This window comes from Gemmobacter lutimaris (assembly GCF_003570715.1).
GTDB classification, from domain to species: Bacteria; Pseudomonadota; Alphaproteobacteria; order Rhodobacterales; family Rhodobacteraceae; genus Gemmobacter; species Gemmobacter lutimaris.
Genome location: NZ_QXXQ01000020.1, coordinates 1 through 26365 on the forward strand (window position 1 = coordinate 1; position 26365 = coordinate 26365).

The following is a 26365-nucleotide window of genomic DNA, read 5'->3' on the forward strand; positions in this document are numbered from 1 at the left end:
TCCGCTGCACTGCGGGGCATCATGATATCCCCAATCTGACGCAGACATTATGTTGCGCCGACGGCAGCAACCCAAAACAAACAAAGGGGAAATCAAAGCCCGGCAACATAACCCGCGCCGCAACATGGTCCTGCCATTTGCCAGCGGCACCTTTGCCCGAAACGGGGCCGGTGAGGCGCACGAACATCGAGCGCCCCGCCGTGTTGCGGACATCGCCAACCTGCCAGTAATTGCCCTGTCTGCGCCCGTTGGAGAGATAGGTTCGGCAGACTGCCTCGGCCTGTTGGCCAAGGCGCTGCGCCAAATCTGCGGCATCAATACGGGACATCAGGCAACCTCACGCTCGGAAATGCGGGAGATAGGCCAGAGGTTGAAGAGCTTGGCAAGCACTCCCGCGCCGTCAGGTCCGACCGGCACGAAGAAGCGCAGCTTCCACGAGATGATCTCGCTGAAGAGGCCATAGGCCCGGAGCCGTTCGCGCATGCCCTCAGAGAACCCGATCAACTCGATCCGGTTCACCCCCATGACGCGGGACCGGCGCAGTTGCAGGCCCTCGGCCAGATCGAGGATGGTCTTGCCCTCGATGAGCGCGGCATAGGCCTGTTCAGCGGTCAGGTCGGGCACCCTTGCCCCAGTCGCCGTGGCGGCCCAGGTGGGTGAAACCCTGCGCCCGATGATCCGCTCACCGTCGTCGGTCTGCAGGCGATAGACTCGGGTTTCGTCCTGGGGCAAGCGTTTCCAGACCGGCAGGAGAAGACCAGACACGACATGCAGTGTGCTGTCGGTAAACTCTGGCACTTCGGCGACTTCGGCATTCCAGGCGGCGACAAAGGTCGGACGATCTGTTTCGACCCATTGCGTGCCGCCCATCAGGCGGATGGCGATGTTTTGCGCCTCGGTCGGTCGGATCAGCCGGACCCGCCGTTCGATCTCGCCATCATCCAGCATCAGGCTGGTGGTCGGCACCTGCACCGCCGCCCGACCCGAGCAGGTGTTGACCATCAGCACGGCGCGCGGGTCGTCGAGTTCGGCGAGCGCTTCGTCCAGCAAGCGCGGCTTGTTGCGGCGGCGTTGCGTGATGGAGAGAAGTCGGGTTTCCGCGCCGGTGGTCGGGTGAGTGTAAATCACCTGTCGGTCGGTGACGAGAAAACTTTCCGCGCGCAGGGTCTCCAAGCCGAGGTCGTAGGTGCCAGACGCCATCGCCCCATCAATCCGGGCCTCGAGAAGCTGTTCGAAGGCCGTGAAGAGGATGCCCTGCATCTCGATGGTCAGGGCCAGGAGGCGGTTCAGGAAGGTGGTGATCGGTGGCAGATCATCCTTGATGCCATTGGTGTCCATCAGTTTCAGGCCCGTCGCCGCCTCGAAACGCTGCAGCGAGCAGCCTTCGATCTTGCCGCGCACGATCAGAAGGTAGAGCTGGCGCAGCGCATCTCGCGCATAGAGGCTTTCGAGATTGTCCTCAGGCCGAAACAGCCCCTGCCCTCCGGTCTGACGCTGGCCGCGGGTGATAGCCCCGAGCGTGTCGAGGCGACGGGCGATGGTACTGAGGAAGCGCTTCTCCGCCTTCACATCGGTCGAGATCGGCCGGAACAGCGGCGGCTGCGCCTGATTGGTCCGGTTGGTGCGGCCAAGGCCCTGGATTGCGGCATCAGCCTTCCAGCCTGGTTCCAGCAGGTAGTGGACCCTGAGCCTCTGGTTCCTGGCCGAAAGCTCGGCGTGATAGCTGCGCCCGGTGCCCCCGGCATCGGAGAAGATCAGCACGCGCTTCTGGTCATCCATGAAGGCGGACGTCTCCGCAAGGTTGGCCGAAGGCGCGCGAGTCTCGACCGCGAGCCGCGCCGCAGGACCTTCGCCCTTGCGAATAATTCGCCGCGACCGACCCGTCACCTCCGCCACCATCTCCGTCCCGAAATGCTGGATCACCTGATCGAGCGCGCCCGGAACGGGGGGCAGCGAACCGAGGTGTTCCAGCATCTCGTCACGTCGGCGCACGGCCTCGCGGCATTCAACCGGCTGACCATCGCGGAACACTGGGCGCGACGACAGATTACCCTCGCCATCGGTGAAAGGCTCATAGAGCTGCACCGGGAAGGAATGCTGAAGGTACGAACCTACGTACTCTCTTGGAGTGACATCAACCGTCAGGTCATTCCATTCTTCGGTCGGGATCTCCGCCAGACGCCGCTCCATCAGCGCTTCGCCGGTCGAGACGATCTGGATGACGGCGGCATGTCCTGCCGCGAGGTCCGCTGTGACCGACCGAATCAGCGTCGGGGTTTTCATCGAGGTCAGAAGGTGGCCGAAGAAGCGCTGCTTGGTGGACTCAAAGGCCGAACGCGCAGCCGACTTGGCCTGGCGGTTCAGCGTGCCATCGGAGCCGGTGATGTTGGCGGCCTCCATCGCCGCATCGAGGTTGTTGTGGATCACCGCGAAGGCCCCGGCATAGGCATCATAAATGCGCCGCTGCTCCTCGGTCAGCTGATGCTCGACCAACTCGTATTCGACGCCGTCATAGGAGAGCGACCGCGCGGTATAGAGGCCCAGGGCGCGCAGATCGCGGGCCAAAACTTCCATGGCCGCAACGCCGCCAGCCTCGATTGCCTCGACGAATTCGGCGCGGGTGGCAAAGGGGAAATCCTCGCCGCCCCAGAGGCCGAGTCGTTGGGCGTAGGCGAGATTGTGAACCGTCGTGGCGCCGGTAGCCGAGACATAGACCACGCGGGCATTGGGCAGTGCGTGCTGCAGGCGCAGGCCCGCCCTGCCCTGCTGAGAGGCTTCCACATCACCGCGCTCGCCTTTGCCGCCACCGGCATTCTGCATGGCGTGGCTTTCATCGAAGATGATGACACCGTCGAAGTCGCTGCCGAGCCAGTCCACGATCTGCCGGACGCGCGAGACCTTTTCGCCGCGATCATCCGAGCGCAGCGTCGCATAGGTGGTGAAGAGGATGCCTTCGGATAGCGTGATTGGCTTGCCTTGGGCAAAGCGTGACAAGGGCGTGACCAGGAGACGCTCTTGACCGAGAGCTGACCAATCGCGCTGCGCGTCTTCGATCAGCTTGTCCGATTTCGAGATCCAGACTGCCTTGCGACGACCGCGTAGCCAGTTGTCGAGAATGATCCCGGCCGACTGGCGGCCCTTCCCTGCCCCGGTGCCATCGCCTAGCATGAAACCACGGCGGAAGCGGACCGAGCCCGAAGCTCCGTCGGCCGCTGCGGTGACCGTGTCGAAGGTCTCATCAAGGGTCCAACTTCCAGCGAGGCGGTCAGAATGCGCCTCTCCTGCATAGATCACGGTTTCCAGCTGCGCATCGGAAAGCCGGCCGCAAATGTCAGCAGGCAGCATGGGCCGATAGGTCGGGCGCGGCGGAGCGACCGAGGCCATGGCGGCGGATTGCACCAGCTTAGTCGGATGCGGGGCCGCGCCGGGAATCCGGGTCGATTGCAGGCCGTATTCTTCGTAGATTGCATCCAAAAGGCGGGCAGTGTCGGGCGGCACAGCATCGATAACCTCGTAGGCGAGTTCGACGGCGGCTGGCGAAGCGGTGGGTCTGCGGGGAGTTGGCACTGCGTTTGCCCGAGCGAGATAGCCCCGAACAGACCGCGCTGCGGCGGGCAGGGTCGGCAATGGCGGATTGGGCAATTCCACCGGCAGGCGCGACGGCATGTAGTCTGCAATCCAGCCGAACAGGGTCGCAACGTCAGGAGCCATGCCCGGAGAAGCCGGGAACGAAGTGGGATCGTTGGCCGGGATCTTGTCGATCACAGTCAGCCGCGTCGGAAACGTCGTGCCGTGACGCGCATAGACCGAGCCGTCAATCGCCGCCGAGAAGACGACAGTCCCGCGTTCCTGCAACTTGACGAAAGCATCGCGCCAGGCGGGCATGTCAGGGCCAAACCCCGCGCCGGTGATCGTGACCAGTCGCCCACGCGGGGCGAGCCGCGCCAGCGCCGAAGTGATGTGGCGGAACGCGGCGTCCTGCACTTTGCCAGTGACATTCGCCATCGCCGAGAACGGCGGGTTCATCAGGACGACCGACGGAACCACGGCAGGATCGAGATGGTCATGGATCTGTGCCGCATCGAACCGGGTGATAGAAGGGGCCGGGAAGAGGGAGGAGAGGAGGTCAGCCCGGGTGTCAGCAAGTTCGTTGAGGATCAGGCGGCCACCGGAAATCTCGGCAAGGATGGCCAAGAGGCCGGTTCCGGCTGAAGGCTCCAGCACAACGTCGTCGGTCGTGATTGATGCGGCAGTCAGCGCGGCGAGCCCGAGCGGGACTGGCGTGGAAAACTGCTGCAACGCCTGGCTTTCCTCGGAGCGGCGCGTGTGACTGGGCAGAAGGCCTGCGATCTTCGATAGGGCGGCCAGTCGCGCTGTGGGCGTGTGGGCTTGGCGGAAGATGGCGCGACCGTATTTCCACAGGAAGAGGACGGTCGCGGCCTCGCAGGCCTCGTAAGCCGTCTTCCAGTCCCAGAGGCCGGAGGCATCAGTAGCGCCAAAGGCGGTTTCCATTGCCGCGCGCAGCGTGGAGGAGTCCAGGCGCTGTCCGCGTTCGAGCAAGGGCAGCAGCAATCCAGCCGTGGCCAGGATGGCAGAGGCCGGTGCGACCGGCGCCTGCGCCAAGGTCGCCGGGGAAAGGTCATTCATCGGGAAATCCTCACGAGAGCAGGAACAGGTCAGGCCCGATCAGCGCTCTCTCTCTCAACCGCCGGACCTGACCCGTCCCGGCACCCCTCTCCCTCTTCGCACCAAGGATCGCCGCCCGAATGGGTGGAGACTGCCCGCGGCAAGCTCCAGTCCGAAGGACCAGAGCGCGGTCCCGGCGGAACGCCGGGAGGTGCCAAATTATCTTCATAGGATCGACGTGGTCGGCCCAGAGCTGCCGTTCGACGTCATTGCAACGAAGGTCCACTTGGAGCCCAAAGTACCAGTTACTGCACTATGCGCGAATGTCGGCCATCAATGATACTACGCCTACACACGCGCAATCTCACGGATCAGATCATTTGTCTCTGGTCTCGTCGTTTGGTGCCGATAACGAAGAGCAGAAACAGTTCGCGAAATTTCAGGGCCGTCGATGGGTATCGAAACGAGGCCCCTGTCTGCTGGAATTGCCGTGGTTGGCAAAATCACCGCGCCTAATCCCTGCCGCGCGAGTTCGACTAACCAATCCACGCGATTTGACCGATAGGCTGCGTAGAGTTCGAGACCTTGGTCTGCACATGCCCGATGCAACGCATCGCGCATTTCGCAATTGGGTCGATCGAGCATGTCAGTTTCAGCGAGTGTCGAAAGAGAAACAGCGTCTCGTTCAGACAACGGATGCGACTTGGACACCACAACCTTGTAGGACTCGTCATAGAGCCGGTCTATTCGATAGAGGTCTTCACTGACCGTCGCTGCTGTGACTACGACGTCAAATTCACCCTCTCGCAATCCGGCCAGAAGCTTGGAGGCCGACGCCACGATCAACTCTATTTCGGCTTGCGGCAATCGTGTACGGAAGCGTTCCACGGCGGCTGAAATCCGGTTGTGACCAATCGTTTCGCCAACACCGACAGAAACAGGAACCCGCTCTAGTCGCGTGTGGCGGACGGCTTCTGCCTTAGCTGCCTGCGTTTCGTCATGCGCCTTCTGTAGCCTTGGCTGCATGAGTTTTCCGAGTGCCGTCAACCTGCATCCCGCGCGGTCCCTGACAAACAGATCACCACCGAGCTCGTGTTCAAGTTTCTTGATCGCGGTCGTCAGGGACGGTTGGGAAACATTTGAGGCGCTAGCGGCATGGGTGAAGTTGCGATGCTGGCAGACAGCCAAAAAATACCTGATCTGGTTCATCTCCACTGCCACGGTCTCCGTCACTTTCCGCCATGAGGTTCACCATAGCACATGTCTATCAAAGAATAGAAGTTCGGGATTGGTGTCTGAGGCATTCGGCATGGGAAAAGGGTGCATCGAAACCACAACGACCTGTCGATCAGGAGGCGACCATGAAAGCCCAAATTCTCAAGACACTCGCCGCTTTGGCCTTGATCACGACATCTGCACTCGCACAGGAAACCCCAATGGAAAATCACACTGCCAGCTACATCGCCATGCCCGCCGCTGAAGGCCAGACCGAAGCATTCGCCAAATTTCTGGCCGGAGCCGCCCCGATTGTCGCGGACACCGAACCAGGCACCGTGCTTTGGTTTGCCTTGCAAGCCGACGATACGCTCGCGATCTTTGATATCTTCGTGGATGAAAAAGCGCGCAATGCGCATTTCTCCGGCGCTGTAGCCGCGGCTTTGAACCAAAATGCCGACGCGCTGGTCGCCGGGGGCTGGGACGATGGTGTTGTCGCGAATATCAACAATTCCGATGTCCTGTCGGTGAAAGAACCGGTTGATCTCTACTCGGCCACGACAGCCACGTACATCACGCTCGAAGCAGCACCCGGCAGAGGGCCGGAATTGGCAGCCTTGCTGACCGCAGCTGGTCCCATCGTCGGAGAAAGCGAACCCGGCACACTGTTCTGGGCGGCGCTGCAGATTGACGAGACATCCTTCGCAATCTTCGACATCTTCGCCAACAATGCTGGCCGTGAAGCACACTTTGCCGGTCAAGTCGCCGGGCTGCTGAACGAACGGGCAGCGGAGTTGGTCGCTGGCGGGTGGGACGACGGTGTGGTCGCTAACGTCCACAACTTCGACATCCTCGCCATCAAGTAACGCGATGTGACAGGAACAAGAGGCGCCTGGTGCAACGCATCAGGCGCTTTCCCGAACGAATTTAGATCATCGTGAAGCGGTCGTTCGAGTAACTGCAGCGAATTGGCGCTTTGTTCGCATTGCTGACCTCCATCCTTTGCGCAGCGACCGTCCGCTCTCCGCCCTTGTGTGGAGCCGCAGTGCTTCGGCCCCGGTCTTTCAACCGGGGCCTTTTGCATTGGCGATCAGTCGCCACGGCGGGTGTTGGGGCGGGACCAGATGAGACTGTAGCCCTCGCCGTCTTCGTCATCGAAGAGGTTGGCGTAGATAGGGGCGGCAAAGCTCGGATCATCCAGCTTCAGGCCCAGGTATTCGCGGCCCTCGTTCGATTTCTTCGTCCAGGCGGCGCCGATCTCGGCGCGGCCGACCAAGACCCGGTGGCTGGGGGCGTTCTCGCCGGAGGCCCGCAGGTCGGCGGCGAGACGCACGCCCTTGGCCTGCAGGCTGAGGGTGAAGATTTCGCCGGTGTATTCGGTGCCGGTCTTCTTGAAGGTGCCGATGGTCGCCATGATCTTTCTCCGTTTTGCTCTGTGATCCAAGCCCGCGTCCTTGCGGCCTCGATGGCGATCAAAGAGCCCGGAGGCGACTGCTGGCGCAGTCCCCCTGGGGAGCCTGACAGCCGAGGCGCAACTTTCTTGTCCCGCGAGGAATGACGGTGCACCGCGCCGACAGGGGAAGAAAGTTGTGACGACGCTGTTGCGCCAAAGCGGTCGAGGCGAAGACGTCCTTCGGGCAGATCAGCCCATCACCAGAGGCCGTTTGGACGCGGCCTGGGACAGACGGGGAGAGGAGATCAAGGCGACGCTGAAGGCCCGTCAGGAGAGACAGGACTGGCGTAACCGGCAATGAGAACCCTCGGCCCATCAGGCCTGCGCGCGCGCCCCCTGCCCTGCTGTCTCGCGGCATTCGCCGCCCCCTTGGTTTCTGGTCTGCCCGCAGAGGGCAGAGCAACAGACGATCCTCGAATGACGCGGCCGCGATTGGGCCAAGATGCTGGCCCATCCAGGCTGCGGTCTCCTGTTCCCCCGATCAATTCGGTGAGAAACAGACGGCACGGAGTATGCCCTGGTCCCCTGCCCTACTCACTGCTGCGCCGATGTTCGCTTGGCAATGGTGGGTCAAAAGCCAGGGACGTCGTGCCGTGAAACAGCCGACGACACGGGACAGTGCGTCTGCGCCGAATGTCCAGCCTGAGCCAGTTGTATCCGCGAAATGCAAACACCCCCCCCGACGAAACCGCCGAAGGGTGCCACAGAATTGCGAGGTGCCAGTCAGATCGGCGCCGCCCAGTGTCAGTCGATCGCCTTGAAGATCTCGCCCACCTCGGGATGCTCGCCCGCGAACTCGTAAAGCCGCATATAGGCTTCCGACAGCTGATCGGCTTCGTGCCGGAACGACAGATGCGACAGGGCAAAGAGAGTGGCGATGACCCCGGCAGCCTCTGCCGAAACCTCGCCCATATAGCCGTTGGTCTCGCAGAAGATGCGGAAGCGCTTATCGGCGGCGGGCGACAGGAACAGGGGCCGGCCATCCCGCTCGTGAAAATGCCAGAGGCCGCCGGTGTAGTCATCCGGGGCCAGCCAGGACATGAACTGATAGACGGCCCGCTCACCGATCAGCATCAGCGCGGGGCTGAAGAGGGCGGGCAGGAAGGCCATGCGGCGCGCTTCGGGCACGAGGGTCGCGGGTTTCAGGGTGGAGGCAGCGTCGGTCATCGGAAATCCTCTTGATCAGGGGTGAAAGACACGTACTGGCGGCTCTCTCGACCCGCCCGAACGCCCCGGATTTCCGACCCAACTCTCGCTCTTTCACGGGCGTGGAGTTGACTTTGTTCCCTATATGTTCTATACTGAGGGCTACGATCCGCATGGGAGACCCATCATGGATGCTGCCCCTTTCGCCCTGCCCGCCACCGAACGCCAGATCGCCTATGCGCGGTCGCTGGCGCTTCGGAACCAGAGCCTTCTGCCTTGGGAGGTCCAACAGGACCGCCGCTTGCTCAGCGCCTGGATCGAGGCGCAGGCGAAGCTGAAACCCTCCGACTCTGGCCAGCCGACGTCGAAGCAGGTGGCCTTTGCCGAGCGGCTCGCGCGGATCAAGCGCCGCGCGGTGCCGGATGAATGCTTCCGCGACCGCGCGCTGATGTCGAAGTGGATCGACGGGAACCGGTGAGGTCAGTAGACCTCCACCGATTACTTCATGCGATCCACGAGCTTTGCTGCCCCGGCCCTGGCAAGCGCCAGGAGCGTGGCGCGAATCTTGGCCGTGAAGGCCGGGCTAAATGCGCCAAGCGGCTTGCGATCATCCCAGACATAGGAGCGTTCGACGATGTCGGTGCTGACCTCGTCAAGCATGATCAATTTGCGCACATAGGCTTCCAGAGCGACGCGCCGCGACTCGATTTCCGGCACTTCGATGGCGTGGCGCGCGGGCTGCGGCGGCTGCGTCGTGATCGGCAGGATGAAGACCACGGTCTCGCCATCCTGCCTCGCGACAGTCACCGCGATGCAAACGAGACGCTTCTTGCGACCTTCGGTTTCGCCGGAGAGTTCTTCCCGCTTCCAGAGGAACGGGTAGCGGAACACCTCGCCGGGGCTGGGCCTATTCGCCATCCTGGTTCATGTCCTGCTCCAGCCCTTCAATCATCAAGGCCTTCAAATCGTCAGGCATCTCATCCAGCATGTGAACCTGCTGGGTCGCACCCCGGGCGAGCTGTTGGTATTGATCCATACTCATCAGCACGAATTTCGGCTTGCGATGCTTGGTGATGGCAATCGGCGACCGGATCGCCGCATCGAACAGCTCGCTGGTGTGCCGCGTCAGGTCTGCAGCCTTGAACTCGGGAAGCTCATGCATACCGGGACCTCCATTTGTCCAGAATATACAGATATTCTGGATATTCCGCAAGAGCGACGGAGCGGCCCGCCTCTATCCGAACTGCCGCCCCTCCTCGGTGAAGGTGTAGCCGTTGATCAACAGCATCTCATCGACCGACTCGTCTGAGGTCAGATGGTCGTATTCCTGTTCCAGCTGGCGATAGAGCCAGTTGGCCAGATCGCGCAGCGCTTCGGTGACAACGGACTCGGCATCCCCGGCGATCTCCTGTGCAACCGGACTGTTGCGGCATACCTCGATGGCCATGCTGTAGGCATGGCAATAGGTGCCACGATGGGCGACCTCGGCGTGAAGCTGGTAGAAGTTCTGCCGCTGTGCCGCCTGCAGTCGTTCGGCGATGCCATGAAGGATCTTATCTTGAGGCGCATAGGCACGGAGATCGGCAGCCGCAGACTTCCGGTAAGACCAGAAGCCCTCCCAGGCAGCGCCGTCACCCTGGGACGAGAAGCCGGTGAACCAGATGCAGGGGTCCTGGCGTATCCGCCCGCCAACCAAACGGACGGTGCGGGTTCTCACTCGGATGCCGAGGATTTCCGCGATGCGCTGGAAATCCTCGTAGACGGCGTCGTACCAGTCATGGTCGAAGCCGCCCTCGCGATACCAGGCACGGGCCTTGTCCTTCGCACCTTGATCAAGTTCATCGAGGCGGTAGACGGTGGTGGTGATCAGTGCCAGCATAAGAAAAGCCCTCTTTGGCGCGACGCGGTGGCGGAAACGGGGTAAAGTCCGGAAAGGAGAAGGTCAGATGGCATGCGCGTGGCCCATGAGGCTCCGGGCGAGGTCGCGCCAGAAGGGATCGACGAGACGGCCTTCCAGCGCACGTGCCCGAACGATCAGCGCATCCGCCCCAGTCGGATTTCCGGCGCCCACCGCCGCCCGTGCCTCGGACCGCAGGTGGCACGCCTCGCTGACCACGCTCCGCGCCTCAGCATCACTGGCCACTGGCGTGTACCAGGCGATCCCGTCCGCCTTCACCTCGCCCGCCAGCACGAGGTAGTGGTCGGCATCGAGGACAGTGACAAACTGCGGCACCATCCGCAGATCGGGGTCGCGATCCGCAGCGATCAGACCGGACGCGACGGAAGTAGCGGCTTTGGCCATCGCGGATGCGAGGTCGCCGAAGGTGCCGAGTTCCACGTCGCGCTCGAAGCGCAGCTGATCGAGCGCCGGGGCGTCCCAATGCGCGCGGCACTGGCAGCTGACCCGCAGCGGCAGGCGGGTCGCGAGGCGCAACTGGGCCAAGGCCCCACCAACGAAGATGTCGCGCGGGCCGCGGAAGGCGGTCTGGGAAATGGGGGCGGTCATCAGGGTCACTCCGCGACGGGCGGCGGGAGACCTCCTCCCACCTGTTGACCCGTCACGGACCCTATCCCCCCGCCTCTGCCTCTGGCGGGTGTCCGACCGCACACCAGGCACCCGCCTTCCGGTTCGTCACCCCCCTGCCCTGCCCCGCCAGCCGATGAAGCTCGACCGGCCGTCATAGACGACATGGCGCGCTTCATCGATGACGAAGCCGAAGCGGCCGACCTTGCAATCCCCGGAGCGGACAAGGAAGCGGCGCTCTTCGGCTTGGGGATCCCGACGCCCGCCACGCGTGGCGACGACTTCGGTGAAACCGGGCTGCTGGTCCGAATAGATCGCCGAGATCACCACCCAGTTTTCCGCATGGTCGCGGGCGAAAGCCTCGCCGTCACGCACATGGGACTCGCCGGGCTTGAGCTTTCGCCCATGGATCGCCTCCCAGGCATCCGGCCAGCTGTTCCGCAGGGTTTCTTCGGCCTGCCGCCGCTCGAACCCTGTGAAGAGGTCGGGCCAGGCGACAGCCACGGCCGCCCAGGCGGAGTCTTCCTCGTACCAGCCGCCAGGCTCGCGCAGGAGCGGAGGAACCTTTGCATTGCGATCCGCTGCAAGTTGGAAGCCGCCATGACCGGAGGTAGTGTGAAACACCACGCCCTCGACATAGCGGACCGCGCCTTGTGACGGTCCCCAGGGCGTGTTGGCATGGGCGCGGAATTCCTGCCGACCAAGGGTCGCTTCCTCGCCCTGATGTTCGGCTTGTTCTTGGACAAATGCGCGGAAGGCGGCCTCGTCCGCGAGATCGCCGCCATGGCCGTAGAAATCGGACCGCTTCCAGTCCGAGAGCGGCTTGGTCAATCGCCAGCCGCTGCCGAGGAAATGGCCACCCTTGGCTTTGGGGATCATGGCATAGGCGGCATCGCCGATGCGGGCGACTGCAAAACCGGCGGCACTGCGACCGAATTCCGGGACGGGGAAGGAAGCGGGCGTGGGGGTGGCAACGGCAGTGTTCATGCGACCAGCGCCTCCACCGCGTCCACGTCGTCGCCGTTCAGGGCGGCGGTCAGCCATTCATGGGTGCTTACCCAGCCGATGCTCTTGCGGGCGCTGAGGTCGATGACATGGGCGCCGCCACCAAAAGCCTCAAGCCTCGGCCGGGAACAGGAGTGGGAGTAGTCGAAGCCCCAGAGGCCGGTGAGGCCGAGCTCTCCCGCGAGGCGCAGCACGAAACGGATGACGCCTTCGACATCGCCTTGACCGTCATCGTCATGGAACCAGAGGATCGAACTGCCCGGACCGTCCTGCAGCGAAAGGGCGAAGCCCGAGAATTCGGGATTGTCCGCGTCCTCCTCTTCCGCGCACAAGCGCAGGAAGAGATCAAGAGCCGCGACGGCCTTGTCAGCCGCGCCCACGTCCAGGACGCAGGAGAATTGAGTGAAATAATCAGCCACGATGGGCTCCTTTCAGACTGAAAAACCCGAAGCCGCGACGGTCGGGTCAAAGTGCGTTGTAATGGAGGGAAGAATTCAGCCCGCTTCCGCGGGCTGGGTGATGTCGGCGGTGGCCTGCGCTGCCGCATGGGCCTGCAAGAGCTCGCGGTAGTAGCGCTTGCGCGCCTCGCGCCAGCTGCGCACCGCGAGCGTGTCGGGGTGCAACCGCCGGATCGCAGTGCGTAGGAGCGTAAGGGGGGAGGCCTCGGGCGCCAGGCCGAGGCTCTGATAGACGCGGCTCATGTCAGCTGACCTCCCGCACCGGGCCCGCCAGATGCGGATCGACCTCGCCCTTGATCATCTGGGTCCGGCCCATCCAGGGTTCTGCCCGGATCGATCGCGCCCAGTCGGCAAAGCTCGGAATGAAGCCCAGATCCTCGCGGACATGCTGCTCGCCCACCCAACGGGTCGGGATAACCCGGCCGGTGGACAGGGTCAGGGTCTTGCCGTGGATCTGCTCCAACAGGAAAATCCCCTCGGCATGATGACGCAGCGCCCGATGCCGGAAGTCCGCCAAGATGAGTTTCGAGGCGTCGACAAACTCGTGAAGGACGAGATAGTCCTCGACCGAGCCGCCCCATTTCTTCACCGAGGAGAGCGCGTGGTGGTATGGATGTGCCATCGCCGCCCCCTCAGAAATCATGGGTGTAGAGTTCGGACGAGGTGAACCGTTCGTTGAACTCGAGGTGGATGGTCCGGGCGTGGGCATCGATGCAGAACTCGCCATAGGCGCCGTCATTGTCCTGCCAGCCGGAATGAGTGTCAGAGAGGAGGTCGTAGACCAGTTCCTCAACAGCGCCTTCGAGGGTTAGGCGGCACTCGGTCGGGGCCCCAGACTGCCAGTCGATGCCGGCAAAGGTGATCTGGGCGGCGGGCAGCGTGACTCTGGCATCAAGGCCACTGCGGGCTTCGATGCTGTCGATCTGGCCACTGTCGCCCGAGCCATCAAAGCTGACGAGGACATGGGCGATGCCGACCTGGCGCAGACCGTCGAAGAGCACCTCCTTGTTTCGGGCGTGCAATGCCACTTCGGCAGCCTCACGCTCAGCCTGTTCGGCCAGGATGCGGGACAGTTCGGACGGGAGTTCAGGGGCCGGCGCAGCGCGGCCGGGAAGGTGGATGGTCATTTCGGATCTCCGGGAAGAGCGGGTTACAGGCGAGCCCGCCGCCGCTCTCTCTGTCTCGGCGGGCTCGCCTTGCCCGCTCCCCCCTCGACCTCTCCTTTGCCGGACCCCTCGGTTCGGCGCCGTTTCCCCTGGTCCGGCGCGCTGGAACAGCGCGACCCGGAAAGGGGATGAGGCGCTTGCGCGCCTCATTGCCAGGGATCGATTTCCAGGGCGACGAGCGCCTCGTCGCCATCGTATTCATCGGACGGCATCGCCCCATGCGTGCCGTCCCCGGCCTGAAACACGGTGATCGCGACCATCAGCGTGGCGGCGAGGCTGGCGGCGTAAGCGGTGGCATCCTTCTTGGACATGGGGTCAGCTCCTGTCTTCTTGGGGGCGGAGGACCATCCCCCGCGCGACAGGCGCCCGAAGTGTCTGACCGGATATGCAATCACCCTCGTGCGTTCGGCTCGCCCGAATCCGCGAGGGCGGCACGCCCGCGTAGCCGACCCCTCTGGGGTTGAGTGTCAAAGAGACGGATCAGACCAAGGACAGCGAATGGAAGCGGGGGATGGGGCTTTGAACCCGGAAAGGAGCCCCGCACCGTCACAGGATGCCCACCGCTCGCCAGCCTTGCGGCCACGCGGGTAGCTAGCGATCGGCGCGGTTCAGACCGGGACAGAGAAGCGGAACGCTGCAAATGATGAATACGGGCGGGCATGCTCGCCCCCTGGAAATCCCTGGCACCAGGTCGAAGCGCCGAACTCTTCGGCAGCGCTTTCATTCTGGCCAGATTGGCCGTCGCGCAAGGGATCGCTGCCCGAATGGGGGGAGACTGCCCGGCAGGCTCCCGTCGGGACGACCAGAGCCCGGTCCCGGCTCTGCCGGGATGTGCCATGCTCTCTTGAAGGAACGCTTTTACCCTTGCGCCTCAACCATCCAGACTCAAGATCACCACACTTGATTGTCAGAAAAGCATAGCCTATTTTCTGACATATGATGGTCTCATCCGCCTCTGTTCCCGATCGGGTCATGAAGCGTGTCCGGGCAAATGGACGCGGCAGTGTCTTCACGCCGCGTGATTTCCTAGACATCGCCACCCGGGCCGCTGTCGACCAAGCCCTGTCCCGATTGACGAAGTCCGGCCAATTGCGAAGGCTTGCTCGCGGCCTTTACGATTTTCCAAAGCTGCACCCCAAACTGGGGCCTCTGTCCCCTGCGCCGGACGATGTGGCACAGGCTCTCGCCCGGGAAACCGGCTCGCACCTGCAGATAGACGGCGCCCGCGCCGCAAACGCGCTTGGCCTTTCGACCCAGGTTGCCGCCCAAAGCTCCTGGCTCACCGATGGCCCCTCCAGGCGCGTCGTGCTGGGCAAGCGCATCGTGGATCTCCGTCATGCCTCGCCTAAGCATCTGATCGCCCCCGGCAGTCCAGCCGGGACCGTCGTTCAGGCGCTGCGGCATGTCGGCGTGTCCCGCGCTGCAGATGTGGCGCAGGTCGCGGCCCGTACCCTGTCGGACGGCGACAAGAAGATCCTCAGCAAGAGCGCAGTTCAAGCGCCTGCCTGGATGCGCGCTACTCTTCTGTCGATTGCCGGTCACGGATTGGGCGACCTTCGTGGATAAGGTCGCCCGTCTCCCCTTCGCCGAACGGGCTGCACTCTTCGGAGAGAGCGCCGCCATGCGGGGTATCGCCAATACGATCATCGAAAAGGACTTCTGGGTCTGCTGGACCCTGAGGCGCATCTTTGCCTTACCGAAGGGCGAGACGGCCTCACTTGTCTTCAAGGGCGGGACGTCGCTCTCCAAAGCGTACAACGCGATCCGGCGGTTCTCCGAAGATATCGACTTGTCATTTGATCGCGCCGACCTCGGATACGCAGGCGAACGTGATCCCGAGAAGGAGGGACTCGGTCGGAAAAAGGCGGAGAAGCTGATCGATGACCTCGGGAGCGATGTCGCGGCCCATATCGCAGGCAGATTTCTCCCTGCTCTGCGGGCCGCCTTCGTCAACGCAATGGGAGAACCTGACAAAGGCGAGTGGTCCCTGGCCATTGATCCCGCTGATGCTCAAACCGTGAACTTCCACTACCCGTCGGCGTTCTCCGACACCGAATATGCCGGAATGTCCTACATCATCCCCCGCGTGAAACTCGAACTCGGAGCGCGCGGCGATCCGTGGCCAACAGAAGAGCGGGTGATCCGGCCCTATGCGGCCGACGATTTTCCCACCTTCTTCGAGGACCACGACACAACCGTGACCGTCCTCTCTGCGCGACGTACCTTCTGGGAGAAGGTCACGGCACTCCATGCGGAAGCCCATCGGCCGGATGGCTCACCCACGCCGCAATATTTCTCGCGGCACTTCTACGATATCGCGATGCTGCTTGAGACCGACGACGGGAAGGCGGCCGCGCAGGATTTCGACCTCCTTGCACAGGTTACGCGGCACAAGTCGATCTTCTTCCGCTCAGCATGGGCGAGCTATGACACCGCAAAGCCCGGATCGCTGCGGCTCGTGCCCAGTGAGGATAGGATCAAGGATCTCCGCGCCGATTACCGGGCCATGGCCCCGATGATGTTCGACGCGAAGGCTCCTGCCTTCGACGACATCCTGGCTCGGATCGGTCAGTTCCAGGACGATGCAAACCGCTGACGCCCATCAGGCGCCGACGATCGGCTATCGCCGATTTGGAGGAAGCCTTCGGCCCCGGTCTTTCGACCGGGGCCTTTGCCTTTGCGATCAGTCGCCGCGGCGGGTGGTGGGGCGGGACCAGATGAGGCTGTAGCCCTCGCCGTCTTCGTCATCGAAGAGGTTGGCGTAGATGGGCGCGGCGAAGCTCGGATCGTCCAGCTTCAGGCCCAGGTATTCGCGGCCCTCATTCGATTTCTTCGTCCAGGCGGCGCCGATCTCGGCGCGGCCGACCAGGACCCGGTGGGAGGGGGCATTCTCGCCCGAGGCCCGCAGATCGGGGACGAGGCGCACGCCCTTGGCCTGCAGGCTGAGGGTGAAGATTTCGCCGGTGTATTCATTGCCGGTCTTCTTGAAGGTGCCGATGGTCGCCATGTTCTTTCTCCGTTTTGCTATGTTTCGGGCCCGCGTCCTTGCGGCCTCGATGGCGATCGACAACCCGGAGGCGACCTCTGGCGCACCCCCTTCACGGGGGCTGGACAGCACAGGAGGAACTTTCTTGTCCCGCGAGGAATGGCGGTGCCCGCACCGGCAGGGGAAGAAAGTTGTGACGACGCTGTTGCGCCGAAGCGGTCGAGGCGAAGCCGTCCTTCGGGCAGATCAGCCCATCACCAGAGGCCGTTTGGACGCGGTCTGGGACAGACGGAGAGAGGAGATCAAGGCGACCCTGAAGGCCCGTCAGGAGAGACAGGACTGGCACCACAGGCGATGAGAACCAACTCAGACCGCCAGGCCTGCGTGCGCTTCCCCTGCCCTGCTGCCTCGCGGTATACGACGCACCGACGGGCTTCAGGTCTGCCCGCTGATGGCAAAGCAAATGACGATCTTCGAGCGACTTGGCCGCGATTGGGCCAAGATGCTGGTCGATCTGGCCTGCGGTCTCCACTACTTCCGCCCAATTCGTTGAGAAACAGACGGCGGTGTATGTGCCCTGGTCCCCCTGCCCCACTCACCGCCGCGCCGATGATCGCCCAGCAAACGCCTTTCGAAAACCGGGGCCGCGGCATCCGCACCCGAGCTTGAACGAAACACGAACAGGCTCTATGCTGAATCTACATCTTGCAAAGTGAGGCCAGCCGTGACTCCATACCGTGATTGGGACCAGGATTCCGGCATCCGGGCCTATGAGATTGGCTCAACGCATATGGATATCGTGTTCAAGGATGGAGCGATCTATCGCTACACCTCGTTGTCGGCTGGGCAGGCCAATATCGACCGCATGATCGTGCTGGCGCGGGCGGGAGATGGGCTGAACCAGTTCATCAATCGGGCCGTTAAGACGCGCTACGCCGAACGGATGGCATGAAGCATTCGCTCTCGATCCGCCCACATGAAAAAACGGGGTGACCGAAGCCACCCCGTTCCAGGTCATTCTGCCGCGATCAGCTGCTGGCGCTCCTCTTCGTCTTCAGGATGCGCCTCGTCGTCTTCCGTGAGGAAGGCGGGAAGCTCATCGCTGCCGACGTCCTGCACCGGAGCGGCAGCCGCATCGGGGTCGTCCAGCCGCAGCGGCTCGGGCAGCCAGCCGGAGCCGTCGAGGAGCCGTTCAGCCTCGCACGCCATGTCGCCCTTCTTCAGGTGGTCGATCAACTGCGCCGCACTTTCGCCCACCCCTTCGCGCACGGCTTCCAGGATGCGGCTCTTGGTGACGCGGCCGAGGTAGTTGGCGACCGTCGGCTTCCAGCCCGCCTCGACGAGATCGAGCCCGGTGGTACGGGCCAGACGATCCGCCTCGCGCAGACGGCGATCGAGACCGTGCTGGCTGATTCCCATGCCGCTGTAGGGGTTGGGACGCTCGTAGAGCGCGTTCACCCCGAAGCTGAGGCAATGGGCGAGGAGCGCCTGACGGCTCGCCTCATCCAGCGCATGCAGCCAATCCCAGAGCACATCATCCCCCTGCCCCAGCGGCATGTCCGCCTTCCAACCGGCGTGGCGGGTGTCGATGTTCTGGGCCGGAAAGCTGTCGGCAAGATCTGCGGACTGCACGGCCAAGTGGATGTCGCGCACATTGGCTTCAAGCGCGGCCCCGGAGGCGCGAGAGACGAAGCAATCCGTGACCAACTTGTGCAGAAGCGCCGTCATCGCGATGCGCGGGTTGTTGGCGACGGCATCGCGCAGCGCCAGGGTGCGATGTGCGGTCAGTTCGATGACGAGACGCTCCGGCAGCGGCTTGATCGCATCGCCTTCGTCCTCATCCTCCTCCAGCGGGCGCGTTTCGCCAGCCATGCTGATCACCGGAGCAGGGCGTTCGCCGGTGCCGGGGTCCATCGGCTCGGTGCCATCCGCGCCAACGTCACCCGCATTGCCCAGCGGCTCTGCGCGCGCTTCATCCTCGGGCCGAACAAACCCGCGTTCAACCAGCAAACTGCCGTCGCTGTCGATGCTGACGAAGGCCCCTGCACTGCCGATCTGATCGGGATCGAAGGCCATCCGGCGGCTATCAAAGGCGCTGAGCTGACGTTCGATTTCGCCCAAGCGCTGATCGACCTCTTCGGGCAGGTCCTCGGCCTCGGCATATTCGGCCTCCAGCCGGTCGTATTCGTCACGCAGCGCCTCGCGGGTTGCCCGCTCCTCGTTCGTCAGATCGACCGTGGTGCCCAGGAGTTCGCGCAGGCCCATGGTGTGTCCGTAGGGAAAGCCCACGGCGACCTCGATCCATTTCCAGCCCTCGCCAGCGATGGCCTCGGCTTCCGCCTTCAGCTTCTCGCCAACAAGGCGTTCAAGCAGCACAGAGTCTTGCAGCCAACCACCATCATCCTGCTGGAAGAGGTCGCGCAGGACGAAGCCGCCCGCGGCCTCATAGGCATCGAGCCCGAGGAACCGGGCGCGCTTGTCAGAGGCCCGCACAGACCCTTCCGTCAGCATGCGGCGGATCTGGTAAGGTTCTTTCGACCAGGAATTCTTTACCGCCTCCCAGACCTGCGCTTGACGTGCGTGATCGCTGGAGACGGTGAAGGCCATCAGCTGTTCCAGCGTCATCTCATCGGCGGCGTAGACTTCGAGGAGCACCGGCGCGACGGCGACGAGGCGCAGGCGCTGCTTCACCACCTTGGCATCGACGAAGAAGGCCGCCGCGATGGCTTCTTCGGTCATGCCCTTCTCGCGCATCGCCTGGAAGGCGCGGAACTGGTCCAGAGGATGCAGCGGCGCCCGCTCGATGTTCTCGGCCAGTGAGACTTCATCGATCAGCACGCCATCATCGACGGAGCTGACGATGCAGGGCACCGGGGCCGATTTGGCTAGGCGCTTTTGCTTCACCAGCAGTTCCAGCGCGCGGTAACGGCGGCCGCCAGCGGGCACTTCGAACTTTCCGGTCTCGACCCCATCCTCACCGATCACCGGGCAAACGTGCAGGCTCTGGATCAGGCCGCGGCGGGCAATGGATTCGGCCAGTTCGTCCACCGAGATCCCGGCCTTCACACGCCGGACGTTAGACTGGCTCAGGACCAGATTGTGGAAGGGGATATCCCGCGAGGACGCGAGGGTGATTTTCTGCATATTGGTCATTGGACCGATCTCCCGACGGGCGCCGAGAACCTCTCTCTCGACTTCCAACCCGTCGAAAACCCCCTGCCCTTCTCTCCCTCTGACCCACGCGGCCGCTGCGCCAGGGCTGGTCATTAGAAATCCCCCCGGCCGCGCAGACTGACCTCCCGTCCCGCACCGACGATGATGTGGTCGTGCAAGGTGAGGCCGAGGACGCCACAGGCCTTCTGAACTTCCTTCGTCATGGCGATGTCGGCCTCCGATGGCTCGGGATCGCCGGACGGGTGGTTGTGGACCAGGATCAGCGCCGAGGCATTGAGGTCCAGGGCGCGCCTGACAACCTCTCGCGGATAGACCGGGACGTGATCGACCGTACCGACGCCAAGGCGCTCGTCGGAGATCAGGCGGTTCTTGCGGTCGAGGTATAACACATGGAACCGTTCGACCTCACCGCGAACTGCGAGCGCGCAATAGTCCAGAAGCGCAGCCCAAGACGCCAGCACAGGATTACGGTTGATGTGGCGGGCAAGGATCTCGCGGGCGGCAAAGATCGTGGCCTGCTCTTGTGCGGTCAGCTCGGCGCAGCAAGAGCGACGCGGGATGAAGGTGGCGGGGTGTTCGAAAAAGCGGGTCATGTCTGGTCTCATTTACTGATCCCAGCCGAAATCGCCCGGACAGCATCTTGCCGCCAAGGCGAATTGGCCGAAATTGGAGGAAGGCGAAAAGGCGGGGCAGCAGGCCACGGAGCCCCCTGCCCCACTGCCGATGCTTAGCCGACGTGATCGAGGAGCTTCTTGGCCCGGCCTTCCATGTCGAGACGGGCATCCTGCTGGGTCTTGTCGCGCGCAAGCCGCGTGATGCCCTGCACGAAGTCAAAGATACTTTCCGGTGGGCGGCCCTCTTCCATCAGCACCTTCTCGATGATCTTGCTGGACTCGGCTTTCGAGAAGCCGCGTTTCCTCAGGAAGTTGTCCCGGTCCTCATCCGTCCGCGCCACGATCTGCTGCCGCGCGGCCTTGATGCCCTTCACGAAGCCCTGCGGCGAGGAATTGGCAAACCGCGTTAGGGCCGGGGCGGCCTCATGGGCAAAGCGGGAGGCGGCATACTTCGAGTGGCGGATGGTGATTTCCTGAAACTCTTCCTGCCCCCAAATGTTCCGGTTCTGGCAGACCGCCCGCAGGTAAAAGCTTGCCATGCCCAGCGTCTTGGCCCCCACTTCGGAATTCCAGCAGTAGAAACCCCGGAAGTAGAGATCGGGGGAGCCGTCGGGCAGCCGGCCCGCCTCAATTGGGTTGTGATCGTCGACCAGGAACAGGAAGACGTCGCGGTCCGAGGCATAGAGCGTGGTTGTGTCGCGGCTGATCTCGACATCGGGGTTGTAGACCCCGGTCGACCAGTCGAGCACGCCCGGCACCTTCCAGCGCGTGTCGCCCGTGCCATTGCCCGCGATGCGCTGGACCGCCTCGACCAGTTCATAGTCATGGATGCGGCCGTAGTCCGGCCCGGTGACCGCGCGCAGTTCCGTGCGACCATCTTCCGTCTCGAAGGTCTTCACTTGCTCGGCGCGGTGGTTGGTCAGGCCATATTGCAGGTTGATCCCCGCCAACGGCGCGGGCAGCTGCCGCAGGTAGGAGGCCGGAGCGCCAATGATGCTGGCGAGCTGGCCGAAGGCCCAGTGCGTGGGTGCGACGGGTTCATGAGCCTTCGGCAGCATCAGATGCAACCGCTCGGGGTTGTCGCGCGCGGCCTCGACCCGGATGTCGGCCGTCGCGACGACACGGGACCGACTGCGCTCAGACCGACCCTTCACCGAGGCCCAGAGTTCATCGAGCGAGAGATACCGCTCGTCATCCGGCCGGTTGAACCATTCGGACGACACCCGCCCGTTCCGCTCACCCCGGCTTACATCTACCTTCCAGCCACCCGACCGGGCCGGCGCGACCGGATCCTGAACCTCCACAACACCCATCAGCTATCTCCCGCGACGGACGCCGGGAGCCACTCTCCCGAACCCTCAACCCGTCACCGGGAAACCAGCTTCCTCTTACTCTGGCCGACGTGAAGGGCGGGAAGCGGACAGTCCATTACTTCATTCTGTCGCCTTCCAGCCGCTGAATTACAGACTGAAGGAACGAACGTTTTGTGCGCATCCGCATCCAAAACTGACGCCTTGCTTCGCGCCATTTTATCGTTTATCGACGATAAACGGTATGTGGAGCCACTCATGCACCATGACGACCAACTGGCGGAACTTTCCAAAGCCCTCGCGCATCCGGCACGCCTTCGGATCGTGAGACTGTTGCAGGCAACGCCCGGCTGCATCGGCGGGGATATCGTGGGCGCGGTGGGTCTCGCGCAATCAACCGTGTCAGAGCACCTGCGCATCCTCAAGGCGGCGGGGATCATTTCGGGCGAGATCGACGGGCCGCGTGTCTGCTATGCGCTGAACCCCGATGCGTTGGCCCCGCTGGCGGAGTTCATCGCCAGCCTGACAGCGCTCCCCGGCGATGTCTGCTGCGTCCCCACCCGGAAGGAAACCCCATGAGCCTGTTCGAACGCTGGCTGACCCTCTGGGTCGCCCTCTGCATCCTTGCGGGCCTTGTGCTGGGCAACCTTGCGCCAGGCCTGTTCGGTGTGCTGGCCGGGCTGGAATATGCCTCGGTCAACCTGGTCGTTGCCCTGCTGATCTGGGCGATGGTCTATCCGATGATGATCGCCATCGACTTCGGGTCGCTGAAGGATGTGGGGCGGCGGCCGAAGGGTCTGGTCATCACGCTGGTGATCAACTGGCTGATCAAGCCCTTCACGATGGCGGCGCTGGCGGTGCTGTTCTTCGATCACCTGTTCGCGGGGCTGATCGACCCGGCCAAGGCGCCCGAGTATATCGCAGGGCTGATCCTGCTTGGCGCTGCGCCCTGCACCGCGATGGTCTTCGTCTGGTCACAGCTGACGAAGGGCGATCCCAACTACACCCTGGTGCAGGTGAGCGTGAACGACCTGATCATGGTCGTGGCCTTCGCCCCCATCGTAGCCTTCCTGCTGGGTGTCACTGACATCAGCGTGCCGTGGGAGACGCTGATCCTGTCGGTGGTCCTCTACATCGTGATCCCGCTGATCGCCGGGGCGCTCACCCGACGCGCCCTGATGGCGCGTGGCGTTGAAGCGGCGGTTGCGGACTTCACCGTGCGGATCAAGCCTGGGTCCGTCCTCGGCCTCTTGCTGACGGTGGTGCTGCTGTTCGGCTTCCAAGGGCAGGTGATTATCGCCCAACCGCTGCTGATCGCGCTGATCGCCGTGCCGATCATCATCCAGTCCTACGGCATCTTCGCGCTTGGCTATGCCTGGGCCCTTGCCTGGAAGCTGCCCCACAAGGTGGCAGCACCCTGTGCCCTGATCGGCACGTCGAACTTCTTCGAACTGGCGGTGGCCGTGGCCATCGGCCTCTTTGGTCTCAACTCCGGTGCTGCGCTCGCCACGGTTGTGGGCGTGCTGGTTGAGGTGCCGGTGATGCTGTCGCTGGTTGCTTTCGCCAACCGCACGCGCGGCAGGTTCCCGGCATGAGCTTTCCCGTCGTTATCCACCACAACCCCGATTGCGCGACATCGCGCAACGTTCTCGGGATCATCCGCGCCGCCGGATATGCGCCCGTGGTCATCGACTACCTGAAGCAAGGCTGGACCCGCCCGCAGCTTCTGGCGCTGTTTGCCGCGGCGGGCCTTACCCCGCGCGATGCCTTGCGCGTCGCCCGTTCGCCAGCCGAGGAGATGGGCCTGACCGCCGCGGACGTGACGGACGATCAGCTTCTGGACGCGATGGTTGCGCATCCGATCCTCGTGAACCGCCCCATCGTCTGCACGCCCAAGGGCGTGCGCCTGTGCCGCCCGTCCGAGGTGGTTCTGGACCTGCTGGACCGCTTGCCCCCAGGCCCTCTGGCCAAGGAGGACGGGCAGATGATCATCGACGCGGAGGGAAATCGTCTTGTCTGATACGCCCAACATCGACGATGCGATGTTCCCCGCCATCGACCGCGACCGGCTGTTCGGTGGCACTGCCCCTGCGCATCCGCCGCGCATCCTGATCCTCTACGGCTCTCTACGCACCCGCAGCTTTTCGCGGCTGGCGGCCGAGGAGGCGGGGCGGATCCTGACCCGGCTTGGGGCGGAGGTCAGGTTCTTCACCCCCTCCGGTCTGCCGCTGGTCGATGACGGCGTGGATTCAAGCCACCCCAAGGTGCGTGAACTACGAGAACTGGTGGCGTGGTGCGAGGGGATGGTCTGGTCCAGCCCTGAACGGCACGGCGCCATGACCGGACTGATGAAGACGCAGATCGACTGGATCCCACTCTCCGACGGAGCGGTGCGGCCGACGCAGGGCAAGACGCTGGCCGTCATGCAGGTCTCGGGCGGATCGCAAAGCTTCAACGCGGTCAACCAGATGCGTGTTCTTGGCCGCTGGATGCGGATGCTGACGATCCCCAACCAGTCCTCCATCCCCAAGGCCTTCCAGGAGTTCGACGAAACCGGGCGGATGCGCCCCTCGCCGCTTTATGACCGGATCGTCGATGTGATGGAAGAACTGATGAAGTTCACCCTGCTGACGCGCGACCGGGCTGATTACCTCGTGGACCGCTATTCCGAGCGCAAGGAAAGTGCCGAGGCCCTGATGAAGCGGGTGAACCTGTCAGTTGCCACTTGAGGCGCGGCGTAGGGAGCCTTCCAGTGGCACGGCCCCCGAAAGCGTGTTCGAGATCGTGCCGTATTTCAGGATGTTGCGGTGCAGAAGGTCCAGCCGCTGGTCGGTCTCGGCACTGTCGACGACGATCTCATACCGGATCAACGTCAGCTTCGGTGGTGCGTCCTGGCGGATCGCTTCCAGAGCAACCTCGGCCCCGTCGATCTGGAAATGCAGCATCGGCGTCACCCGCTCGATCCCCTTGAGCATGCAGGCGGCCAGTGCCGACAGCAGCAGTTCCACAGGGTTCATCGCATCGCGCCGCCCCGCCAGATCGGTGTCGAGCGTGACTTCGGCCTCCTTCGCCACGGCAAGACTGCCATGCGCGTCGATGCGGCGGGCGTGGACGCGATACTCCATCAGATGAGCTTTCCGATTTCTTCCGCCGTCAGCACCTTGCCGGTCGAGACGACCTTTTCATCGACCACCAGCCCCGGCGTCGACATCACCCCATAGGCGGCGATCTCGGCAAAGTCGGTGACCTTGACGATCTCGGCCTCTTTCCCTGCGGCCGCTGCCGCGGCCTTTGCATTCTCGCCCAAGGCCACGCATTTCTTGCAGCCCGAGCCAAGGATCTTGATGATCATGATGTGGTCCTTTCTCAGATGAACCAGTGGGTTATGGCATTGAAGATCAGCCCGATGGACAGGATGCCAAGCGTCACGACGCCGGTGAAGGTGACCAGAAGCGGCATCCTGACCACCCGCTTGAGCATGATCAGCGAGGGCAGCGACAGGGCGGTCACCGCCATCATGAAGGCCAGCACCGTGCCAAGGCCCACGCCCTTGCCCACCAGTGCCTCGGCAATCGGCAGGGTGCCGAAGATGTCGGCATACATCGGGATCCCCACCAGCACCGCCACCGGGACCGACCACCACTTGTCCTGCCCCAGAAGGGCCGAAATCATCTCGGCGGGCACCCAGTTGTGGATCGCGGCCCCGATGCCCACCCCGATCAGCACATAGGGCCAGACCCGGTGCACGATCTCGACCACCTGATCCCTGGCATAGGCCAGCCGCTCGCCCGTCGCCATCGTCGCGGCCTCGCCCGTCACCGGCACGGTGCGCACGAAATCCGCGACCTGATCCTCCATCCCCAGCCGCCCGATCACCGTGCCGCCGACAATGGCCACGACCAGCCCGACCGCGACATAGGCCAGCGCGATGGGCCAGCTGAAGATCGACGCCAGCAGGATGACCGAGGCCAGGTCGACAAGCGGCGAGGAGATCAGGAACGAGAAGGTCACCGCCAGCGGCAGCCCCGCCGCGGTAAAGCCGATGAACAAGGGGATCGACGAGCAGGAACAGAACGGCGTCAGCGTGCCCAGAAGGGCCGCGAGCGTATTGGCACCCAGGCCGGACCGCCCGCCCAGCATGGCGCGCGTCCGTTCGGGCGGGAAATGGCTCTGGACGTAAGAAATAGCGAAGATCAGCACCGAGAGAAGGATGAAGATCTTGATCACGTCATAGACGAAGAACTGCACCGACCCGCCCAGCTGCGAGGCAGGGTCCAGCCCGACGGCCGCCACGCCCTGCCCCACCAGATCGTTGAGCCAGGTCATCCGCAGCAACTGGTCGTTCAGCCAGCCGAACACGCTCATGCTGCCCGCTCCGTGACCATGATCGGGCGCTCCAGCGCGGCTTCAACGAGGCGCGCGAGGGATGGCGCCAGTTCTGGGTTGATCCGGTAGCGCACCCATTGCGCGTCGCGCCGGTCCAGCACCAGCCCCGCCTGCTTCAGCACCTGCATGTGCCGCGACATCCGGCTTTGGGTGGCTCCCAGCTTTCGCATCAGCTCGCAGACACAGTGTTCCGAGCCATCGGCCAGCAGGCGCATGGCTTCAAGGCGGGTCGGTTCGGCAAGGGCAGACAGAACGGCCAAGATCATTGGAGGCACTCCCCTTCATGCGCATCTGCGCATGAG

At 63.6% G+C, this 26365-nt stretch carries 31 protein-coding genes and 1 pseudogene; 9 read left to right on the plus strand and 23 right to left on the minus strand.

The window, feature by feature from the left end; genetic code table 11:
• Positions 1–127 precede the first annotated feature (127 nt).
• The 3 genes and pseudogenes from D2N39_RS20380 to D2N39_RS20390 all read right to left on the minus strand — a co-directional run.
• A pseudogene (locus D2N39_RS20380) lies at positions 128–328 on the minus strand (DNA primase); the annotation flags it as partial.
• Positions 328–4647: a strawberry notch-like NTP hydrolase domain-containing protein gene (locus D2N39_RS20385; protein WP_119136621.1), complete on the minus strand. Its 4320-nt coding sequence runs from the start codon at positions 4645–4647 to the stop codon at positions 328–330. The pseudogene D2N39_RS20380 and the gene D2N39_RS20385, both read right to left, overlap by 1 nt.
• Positions 4648–4974: 327 nt before the next feature.
• On the minus strand, positions 4975–5835 hold the full coding sequence (locus D2N39_RS20390) for a LysR family transcriptional regulator (RefSeq protein ID WP_199725322.1): 861 nt from the start codon (positions 5833–5835) through the stop codon (positions 4975–4977).
• 152 nt (positions 5836–5987) lie between these two features.
• Here D2N39_RS20390 and D2N39_RS20395 point away from each other — a divergent pair, with 152 nt between their 5' ends.
• Positions 5988–6707 carry a hypothetical protein gene (locus tag D2N39_RS20395; protein ID WP_119136622.1) on the plus strand — a complete coding sequence of 240 codons (720 nt, stop codon included), beginning with the start codon at positions 5988–5990 and terminating at the stop codon, positions 6705–6707.
• Positions 6708–6931: 224 nt separating this feature from the next.
• Here D2N39_RS20395 and D2N39_RS20400 read toward each other — a convergent pair whose 3' ends face one another.
• Both D2N39_RS20400 and D2N39_RS20405 read right to left on the minus strand, forming a co-directional pair.
• The gene (locus D2N39_RS20400) at positions 6932–7255 is read right to left on the minus strand and encodes a DUF736 domain-containing protein (RefSeq protein WP_119136623.1); all 324 of its coding nucleotides are present in this window, start codon (positions 7253–7255) and stop codon (positions 6932–6934) included.
• Positions 7256–8038: 783 nt separating this feature from the next.
• The gene (locus D2N39_RS20405; protein ID WP_119136624.1) at positions 8039–8461 is read right to left on the minus strand and encodes an antirestriction protein; all 423 of its coding nucleotides are present in this window, start codon (positions 8459–8461) and stop codon (positions 8039–8041) included.
• A gap of 166 nt (positions 8462–8627) precedes the next feature.
• On the opposite strand from D2N39_RS20405, the gene D2N39_RS20410 reads away from it, so the two are divergent.
• Positions 8628–8918: a hypothetical protein gene (locus D2N39_RS20410; RefSeq protein ID WP_119136625.1), complete on the plus strand. Its 291-nt coding sequence runs from the start codon at positions 8628–8630 to the stop codon at positions 8916–8918.
• A gap of 20 nt (positions 8919–8938) precedes the next feature.
• Here the strand turns inward: D2N39_RS20410 and D2N39_RS20415 are convergent, their stop codons facing one another.
• The 10 genes from D2N39_RS20415 to D2N39_RS23165 all read right to left on the minus strand — a co-directional run bounded on the left by D2N39_RS20415 (position 8939) and on the right by D2N39_RS23165 (position 13904).
• Positions 8939–9358 (minus strand): hypothetical protein, encoded by a 420-nt coding sequence (locus D2N39_RS20415; RefSeq protein ID WP_233557326.1) that lies wholly within the window; start codon positions 9356–9358, stop codon positions 8939–8941.
• On the minus strand, positions 9348–9602 hold the full coding sequence (locus D2N39_RS20420; RefSeq protein WP_119136626.1) for a type II toxin-antitoxin system prevent-host-death family antitoxin: 255 nt from the start codon (positions 9600–9602) through the stop codon (positions 9348–9350). The genes D2N39_RS20415 and D2N39_RS20420 overlap by 11 nt, the downstream gene beginning before the upstream one ends.
• Before the next feature lie 72 nt (positions 9603–9674).
• Complete coding sequence (locus tag D2N39_RS20425; RefSeq protein ID WP_119136627.1) at positions 9675–10319, minus strand: antitoxin of toxin-antitoxin stability system; 645 nt, start codon at positions 10317–10319, stop codon at positions 9675–9677.
• Between the two features lie 63 nt (positions 10320–10382).
• The gene (locus tag D2N39_RS20430) at positions 10383–10946 is read right to left on the minus strand and encodes a hypothetical protein (protein ID WP_119136628.1); all 564 of its coding nucleotides are present in this window, start codon (positions 10944–10946) and stop codon (positions 10383–10385) included.
• Positions 10947–11072: 126 nt separating this feature from the next.
• The gene (locus D2N39_RS20435) at positions 11073–11951 is read right to left on the minus strand and encodes a DUF7007 domain-containing protein (protein WP_119136629.1); all 879 of its coding nucleotides are present in this window, start codon (positions 11949–11951) and stop codon (positions 11073–11075) included.
• Positions 11948–12388 carry a hypothetical protein gene (locus D2N39_RS20440; RefSeq protein WP_119136630.1) on the minus strand — a complete coding sequence of 147 codons (441 nt, stop codon included), beginning with the start codon at positions 12386–12388 and terminating at the stop codon, positions 11948–11950. Before D2N39_RS20440 ends, D2N39_RS20435 begins: the two co-directional genes overlap by 4 nt.
• 75 nt (positions 12389–12463) lie before the next feature.
• Positions 12464–12670, minus strand: a complete 207-nt coding sequence (locus tag D2N39_RS20445; RefSeq protein WP_119136631.1) for a hypothetical protein — start codon at positions 12668–12670, stop codon at positions 12464–12466.
• 1 nt (position 12671) lies between these two features.
• Positions 12672–13049: a DUF6915 family protein gene (locus D2N39_RS20450; protein WP_119136632.1), complete on the minus strand. Its 378-nt coding sequence runs from the start codon at positions 13047–13049 to the stop codon at positions 12672–12674.
• Between the two features lie 10 nt (positions 13050–13059).
• Positions 13060–13554: a DUF6878 family protein gene (locus D2N39_RS20455; RefSeq protein ID WP_119136633.1), complete on the minus strand. Its 495-nt coding sequence runs from the start codon at positions 13552–13554 to the stop codon at positions 13060–13062.
• 185 nt (positions 13555–13739) lie between these two features.
• Positions 13740–13904 (minus strand): hypothetical protein, encoded by a 165-nt coding sequence (locus D2N39_RS23165; RefSeq protein WP_168775702.1) that lies wholly within the window; start codon positions 13902–13904, stop codon positions 13740–13742.
• A gap of 661 nt (positions 13905–14565) precedes the next feature.
• Between D2N39_RS23165 and D2N39_RS20460 the strand changes: the two genes are divergently transcribed.
• A complete protein-coding gene (locus D2N39_RS20460) occupies positions 14566–15159 on the plus strand; it encodes a DUF6088 family protein (protein ID WP_119136652.1) in 594 nt (197 codons plus the stop codon).
• On the plus strand, positions 15152–16189 hold the full coding sequence (locus D2N39_RS20465; protein WP_119136653.1) for a nucleotidyl transferase AbiEii/AbiGii toxin family protein: 1038 nt from the start codon (positions 15152–15154) through the stop codon (positions 16187–16189). Before D2N39_RS20460 ends, D2N39_RS20465 begins: the two co-directional genes overlap by 8 nt.
• A gap of 87 nt (positions 16190–16276) precedes the next feature.
• On the opposite strand, the gene D2N39_RS20470 is transcribed toward D2N39_RS20465, so the two are convergent.
• A complete protein-coding gene (locus D2N39_RS20470; protein WP_119136654.1) occupies positions 16277–16600 on the minus strand; it encodes a DUF736 domain-containing protein in 324 nt (107 codons plus the stop codon).
• Positions 16601–17369: 769 nt separating this feature from the next.
• Between D2N39_RS20470 and D2N39_RS20480 the strand changes: the two genes are divergently transcribed.
• Positions 17370–17531, plus strand: a complete 162-nt coding sequence (locus tag D2N39_RS20480; protein WP_199725323.1) for a hypothetical protein — start codon at positions 17370–17372, stop codon at positions 17529–17531.
• Positions 17532–17593: 62 nt separating this feature from the next.
• On the opposite strand, the gene D2N39_RS20485 is transcribed toward D2N39_RS20480, so the two are convergent.
• The 3 genes from D2N39_RS20485 to D2N39_RS20495 all read right to left on the minus strand — a co-directional run bounded on the left by D2N39_RS20485 (position 17594) and on the right by D2N39_RS20495 (position 21680).
• Complete coding sequence (locus D2N39_RS20485; protein WP_119136635.1) at positions 17594–19732, minus strand: ParB/RepB/Spo0J family partition protein; 2139 nt, start codon at positions 19730–19732, stop codon at positions 17594–17596.
• A 113-nt stretch (positions 19733–19845) separates the two neighbouring features.
• Positions 19846–20286 carry a JAB domain-containing protein gene (locus tag D2N39_RS20490; protein ID WP_119136655.1) on the minus strand — a complete coding sequence of 147 codons (441 nt, stop codon included), beginning with the start codon at positions 20284–20286 and terminating at the stop codon, positions 19846–19848.
• A gap of 194 nt (positions 20287–20480) precedes the next feature.
• Positions 20481–21680, minus strand: coding sequence for a DUF932 domain-containing protein (locus D2N39_RS20495; RefSeq protein ID WP_119136636.1), 1200 nt, complete (start codon positions 21678–21680; stop codon positions 20481–20483).
• A gap of 255 nt (positions 21681–21935) precedes the next feature.
• Here D2N39_RS20495 and D2N39_RS20500 point away from each other — a divergent pair, with 255 nt between their 5' ends.
• Genes D2N39_RS20500 through arsH form a run of 4 tightly spaced genes read left to right on the plus strand, consistent with a single transcriptional unit; the run spans position 21936 to position 24406 of the window.
• The gene (locus tag D2N39_RS20500; protein WP_119136637.1) at positions 21936–22256 is read left to right on the plus strand and encodes an ArsR/SmtB family transcription factor; all 321 of its coding nucleotides are present in this window, start codon (positions 21936–21938) and stop codon (positions 22254–22256) included.
• The gene (gene arsB, locus D2N39_RS20505) at positions 22253–23272 is read left to right on the plus strand and encodes an ACR3 family arsenite efflux transporter (protein ID WP_119136638.1); all 1020 of its coding nucleotides are present in this window, start codon (positions 22253–22255) and stop codon (positions 23270–23272) included. Before D2N39_RS20500 ends, arsB begins: the two co-directional genes overlap by 4 nt.
• A complete protein-coding gene (arsC, locus tag D2N39_RS20510) occupies positions 23269–23697 on the plus strand; it encodes an arsenate reductase (glutaredoxin) (RefSeq protein WP_119136639.1) in 429 nt (142 codons plus the stop codon). The genes arsB and arsC overlap by 4 nt, the downstream gene beginning before the upstream one ends.
• The gene (gene arsH / locus D2N39_RS20515; protein WP_119136640.1) at positions 23690–24406 is read left to right on the plus strand and encodes an arsenical resistance protein ArsH; all 717 of its coding nucleotides are present in this window, start codon (positions 23690–23692) and stop codon (positions 24404–24406) included. The genes arsC and arsH overlap by 8 nt, the downstream gene beginning before the upstream one ends.
• Here arsH and D2N39_RS20520 read toward each other — a convergent pair.
• Genes D2N39_RS20520 through D2N39_RS20535 form a run of 4 tightly spaced genes read right to left on the minus strand, consistent with a single transcriptional unit; the run spans position 24392 to position 26329 of the window.
• Positions 24392–24802, minus strand: a complete 411-nt coding sequence (locus tag D2N39_RS20520) for an OsmC family protein (protein WP_199725325.1) — start codon at positions 24800–24802, stop codon at positions 24392–24394. The two genes, arsH and D2N39_RS20520, sit on opposite strands and share 15 nt — an antisense overlap.
• Positions 24802–25029 carry a thioredoxin family protein gene (locus D2N39_RS20525; RefSeq protein ID WP_119136642.1) on the minus strand — a complete coding sequence of 76 codons (228 nt, stop codon included), beginning with the start codon at positions 25027–25029 and terminating at the stop codon, positions 24802–24804. Before D2N39_RS20525 ends, D2N39_RS20520 begins: the two co-directional genes overlap by 1 nt.
• Positions 25030–25043: 14 nt before the next feature.
• The gene (locus tag D2N39_RS20530) at positions 25044–26042 is read right to left on the minus strand and encodes a permease (protein ID WP_119136643.1); all 999 of its coding nucleotides are present in this window, start codon (positions 26040–26042) and stop codon (positions 25044–25046) included.
• Positions 26039–26329 carry an ArsR/SmtB family transcription factor gene (locus D2N39_RS20535; protein ID WP_199725326.1) on the minus strand — a complete coding sequence of 97 codons (291 nt, stop codon included), beginning with the start codon at positions 26327–26329 and terminating at the stop codon, positions 26039–26041. The genes D2N39_RS20530 and D2N39_RS20535 overlap by 4 nt, the downstream gene beginning before the upstream one ends.
• Positions 26330–26365: the final 36 nt, after the last annotated feature.

What these genes read in the sequence shown, in the direction of transcription:
- D2N39_RS20385 (WP_119136621.1), bottom strand. Translation starts at nt 4,647, where the DNA reads ATGAATGACCTTTCCCCGGCGACCTTGGCGCAGGCGCCGGTCGCACCG.
- D2N39_RS20390 (WP_199725322.1), bottom strand. Translation starts at nt 5,835, where the DNA reads ATGAACCAGATCAGGTATTTTTTGGCTGTCTGCCAGCATCGCAACTTC.
- D2N39_RS20395 (WP_119136622.1), top strand. Translation starts at nt 5,988, where the DNA reads ATGAAAGCCCAAATTCTCAAGACACTCGCCGCTTTGGCCTTGATCACG.
- D2N39_RS20400 (WP_119136623.1), bottom strand. Translation starts at nt 7,255, where the DNA reads ATGGCGACCATCGGCACCTTCAAGAAGACCGGCACCGAATACACCGGC.
- D2N39_RS20405 (WP_119136624.1), bottom strand. Translation starts at nt 8,461, where the DNA reads ATGACCGACGCTGCCTCCACCCTGAAACCCGCGACCCTCGTGCCCGAA.
- D2N39_RS20410 (WP_119136625.1), top strand. Translation starts at nt 8,628, where the DNA reads ATGGATGCTGCCCCTTTCGCCCTGCCCGCCACCGAACGCCAGATCGCC.
- D2N39_RS20415 (WP_233557326.1), bottom strand. Translation starts at nt 9,358, where the DNA reads ATGGCGAATAGGCCCAGCCCCGGCGAGGTGTTCCGCTACCCGTTCCTC.
- D2N39_RS20420 (WP_119136626.1), bottom strand. Translation starts at nt 9,602, where the DNA reads ATGCATGAGCTTCCCGAGTTCAAGGCTGCAGACCTGACGCGGCACACC.
- D2N39_RS20425 (WP_119136627.1), bottom strand. Translation starts at nt 10,319, where the DNA reads ATGCTGGCACTGATCACCACCACCGTCTACCGCCTCGATGAACTTGAT.
- D2N39_RS20430 (WP_119136628.1), bottom strand. Translation starts at nt 10,946, where the DNA reads ATGACCGCCCCCATTTCCCAGACCGCCTTCCGCGGCCCGCGCGACATC.
- D2N39_RS20435 (WP_119136629.1), bottom strand. Translation starts at nt 11,951, where the DNA reads ATGAACACTGCCGTTGCCACCCCCACGCCCGCTTCCTTCCCCGTCCCG.
- D2N39_RS20445 (WP_119136631.1), bottom strand. Translation starts at nt 12,670, where the DNA reads ATGAGCCGCGTCTATCAGAGCCTCGGCCTGGCGCCCGAGGCCTCCCCC.
- D2N39_RS20450 (WP_119136632.1), bottom strand. Translation starts at nt 13,049, where the DNA reads ATGGCACATCCATACCACCACGCGCTCTCCTCGGTGAAGAAATGGGGC.
- D2N39_RS20455 (WP_119136633.1), bottom strand. Translation starts at nt 13,554, where the DNA reads ATGACCATCCACCTTCCCGGCCGCGCTGCGCCGGCCCCTGAACTCCCG.
- D2N39_RS23165 (WP_168775702.1), bottom strand. Translation starts at nt 13,904, where the DNA reads ATGTCCAAGAAGGATGCCACCGCTTACGCCGCCAGCCTCGCCGCCACG.
- D2N39_RS20460 (WP_119136652.1), top strand. Translation starts at nt 14,566, where the DNA reads ATGAAGCGTGTCCGGGCAAATGGACGCGGCAGTGTCTTCACGCCGCGT.
- D2N39_RS20470 (WP_119136654.1), bottom strand. Translation starts at nt 16,600, where the DNA reads ATGGCGACCATCGGCACCTTCAAGAAGACCGGCAATGAATACACCGGC.
- D2N39_RS20480 (WP_199725323.1), top strand. Translation starts at nt 17,370, where the DNA reads ATGGATATCGTGTTCAAGGATGGAGCGATCTATCGCTACACCTCGTTG.
- D2N39_RS20485 (WP_119136635.1), bottom strand. Translation starts at nt 19,732, where the DNA reads ATGACCAATATGCAGAAAATCACCCTCGCGTCCTCGCGGGATATCCCC.
- D2N39_RS20495 (WP_119136636.1), bottom strand. Translation starts at nt 21,680, where the DNA reads ATGGGTGTTGTGGAGGTTCAGGATCCGGTCGCGCCGGCCCGGTCGGGT.
- D2N39_RS20500 (WP_119136637.1), top strand. Translation starts at nt 21,936, where the DNA reads ATGCACCATGACGACCAACTGGCGGAACTTTCCAAAGCCCTCGCGCAT.
- arsB (WP_119136638.1), top strand. Translation starts at nt 22,253, where the DNA reads ATGAGCCTGTTCGAACGCTGGCTGACCCTCTGGGTCGCCCTCTGCATC.
- arsC (WP_119136639.1), top strand. Translation starts at nt 23,269, where the DNA reads ATGAGCTTTCCCGTCGTTATCCACCACAACCCCGATTGCGCGACATCG.
- D2N39_RS20520 (WP_199725325.1), bottom strand. Translation starts at nt 24,802, where the DNA reads ATGGAGTATCGCGTCCACGCCCGCCGCATCGACGCGCATGGCAGTCTT.
- D2N39_RS20525 (WP_119136642.1), bottom strand. Translation starts at nt 25,029, where the DNA reads ATGATCATCAAGATCCTTGGCTCGGGCTGCAAGAAATGCGTGGCCTTG.
- D2N39_RS20530 (WP_119136643.1), bottom strand. Translation starts at nt 26,042, where the DNA reads ATGAGCGTGTTCGGCTGGCTGAACGACCAGTTGCTGCGGATGACCTGG.
- D2N39_RS20535 (WP_199725326.1), bottom strand. Translation starts at nt 26,329, where the DNA reads ATGATCTTGGCCGTTCTGTCTGCCCTTGCCGAACCGACCCGCCTTGAA.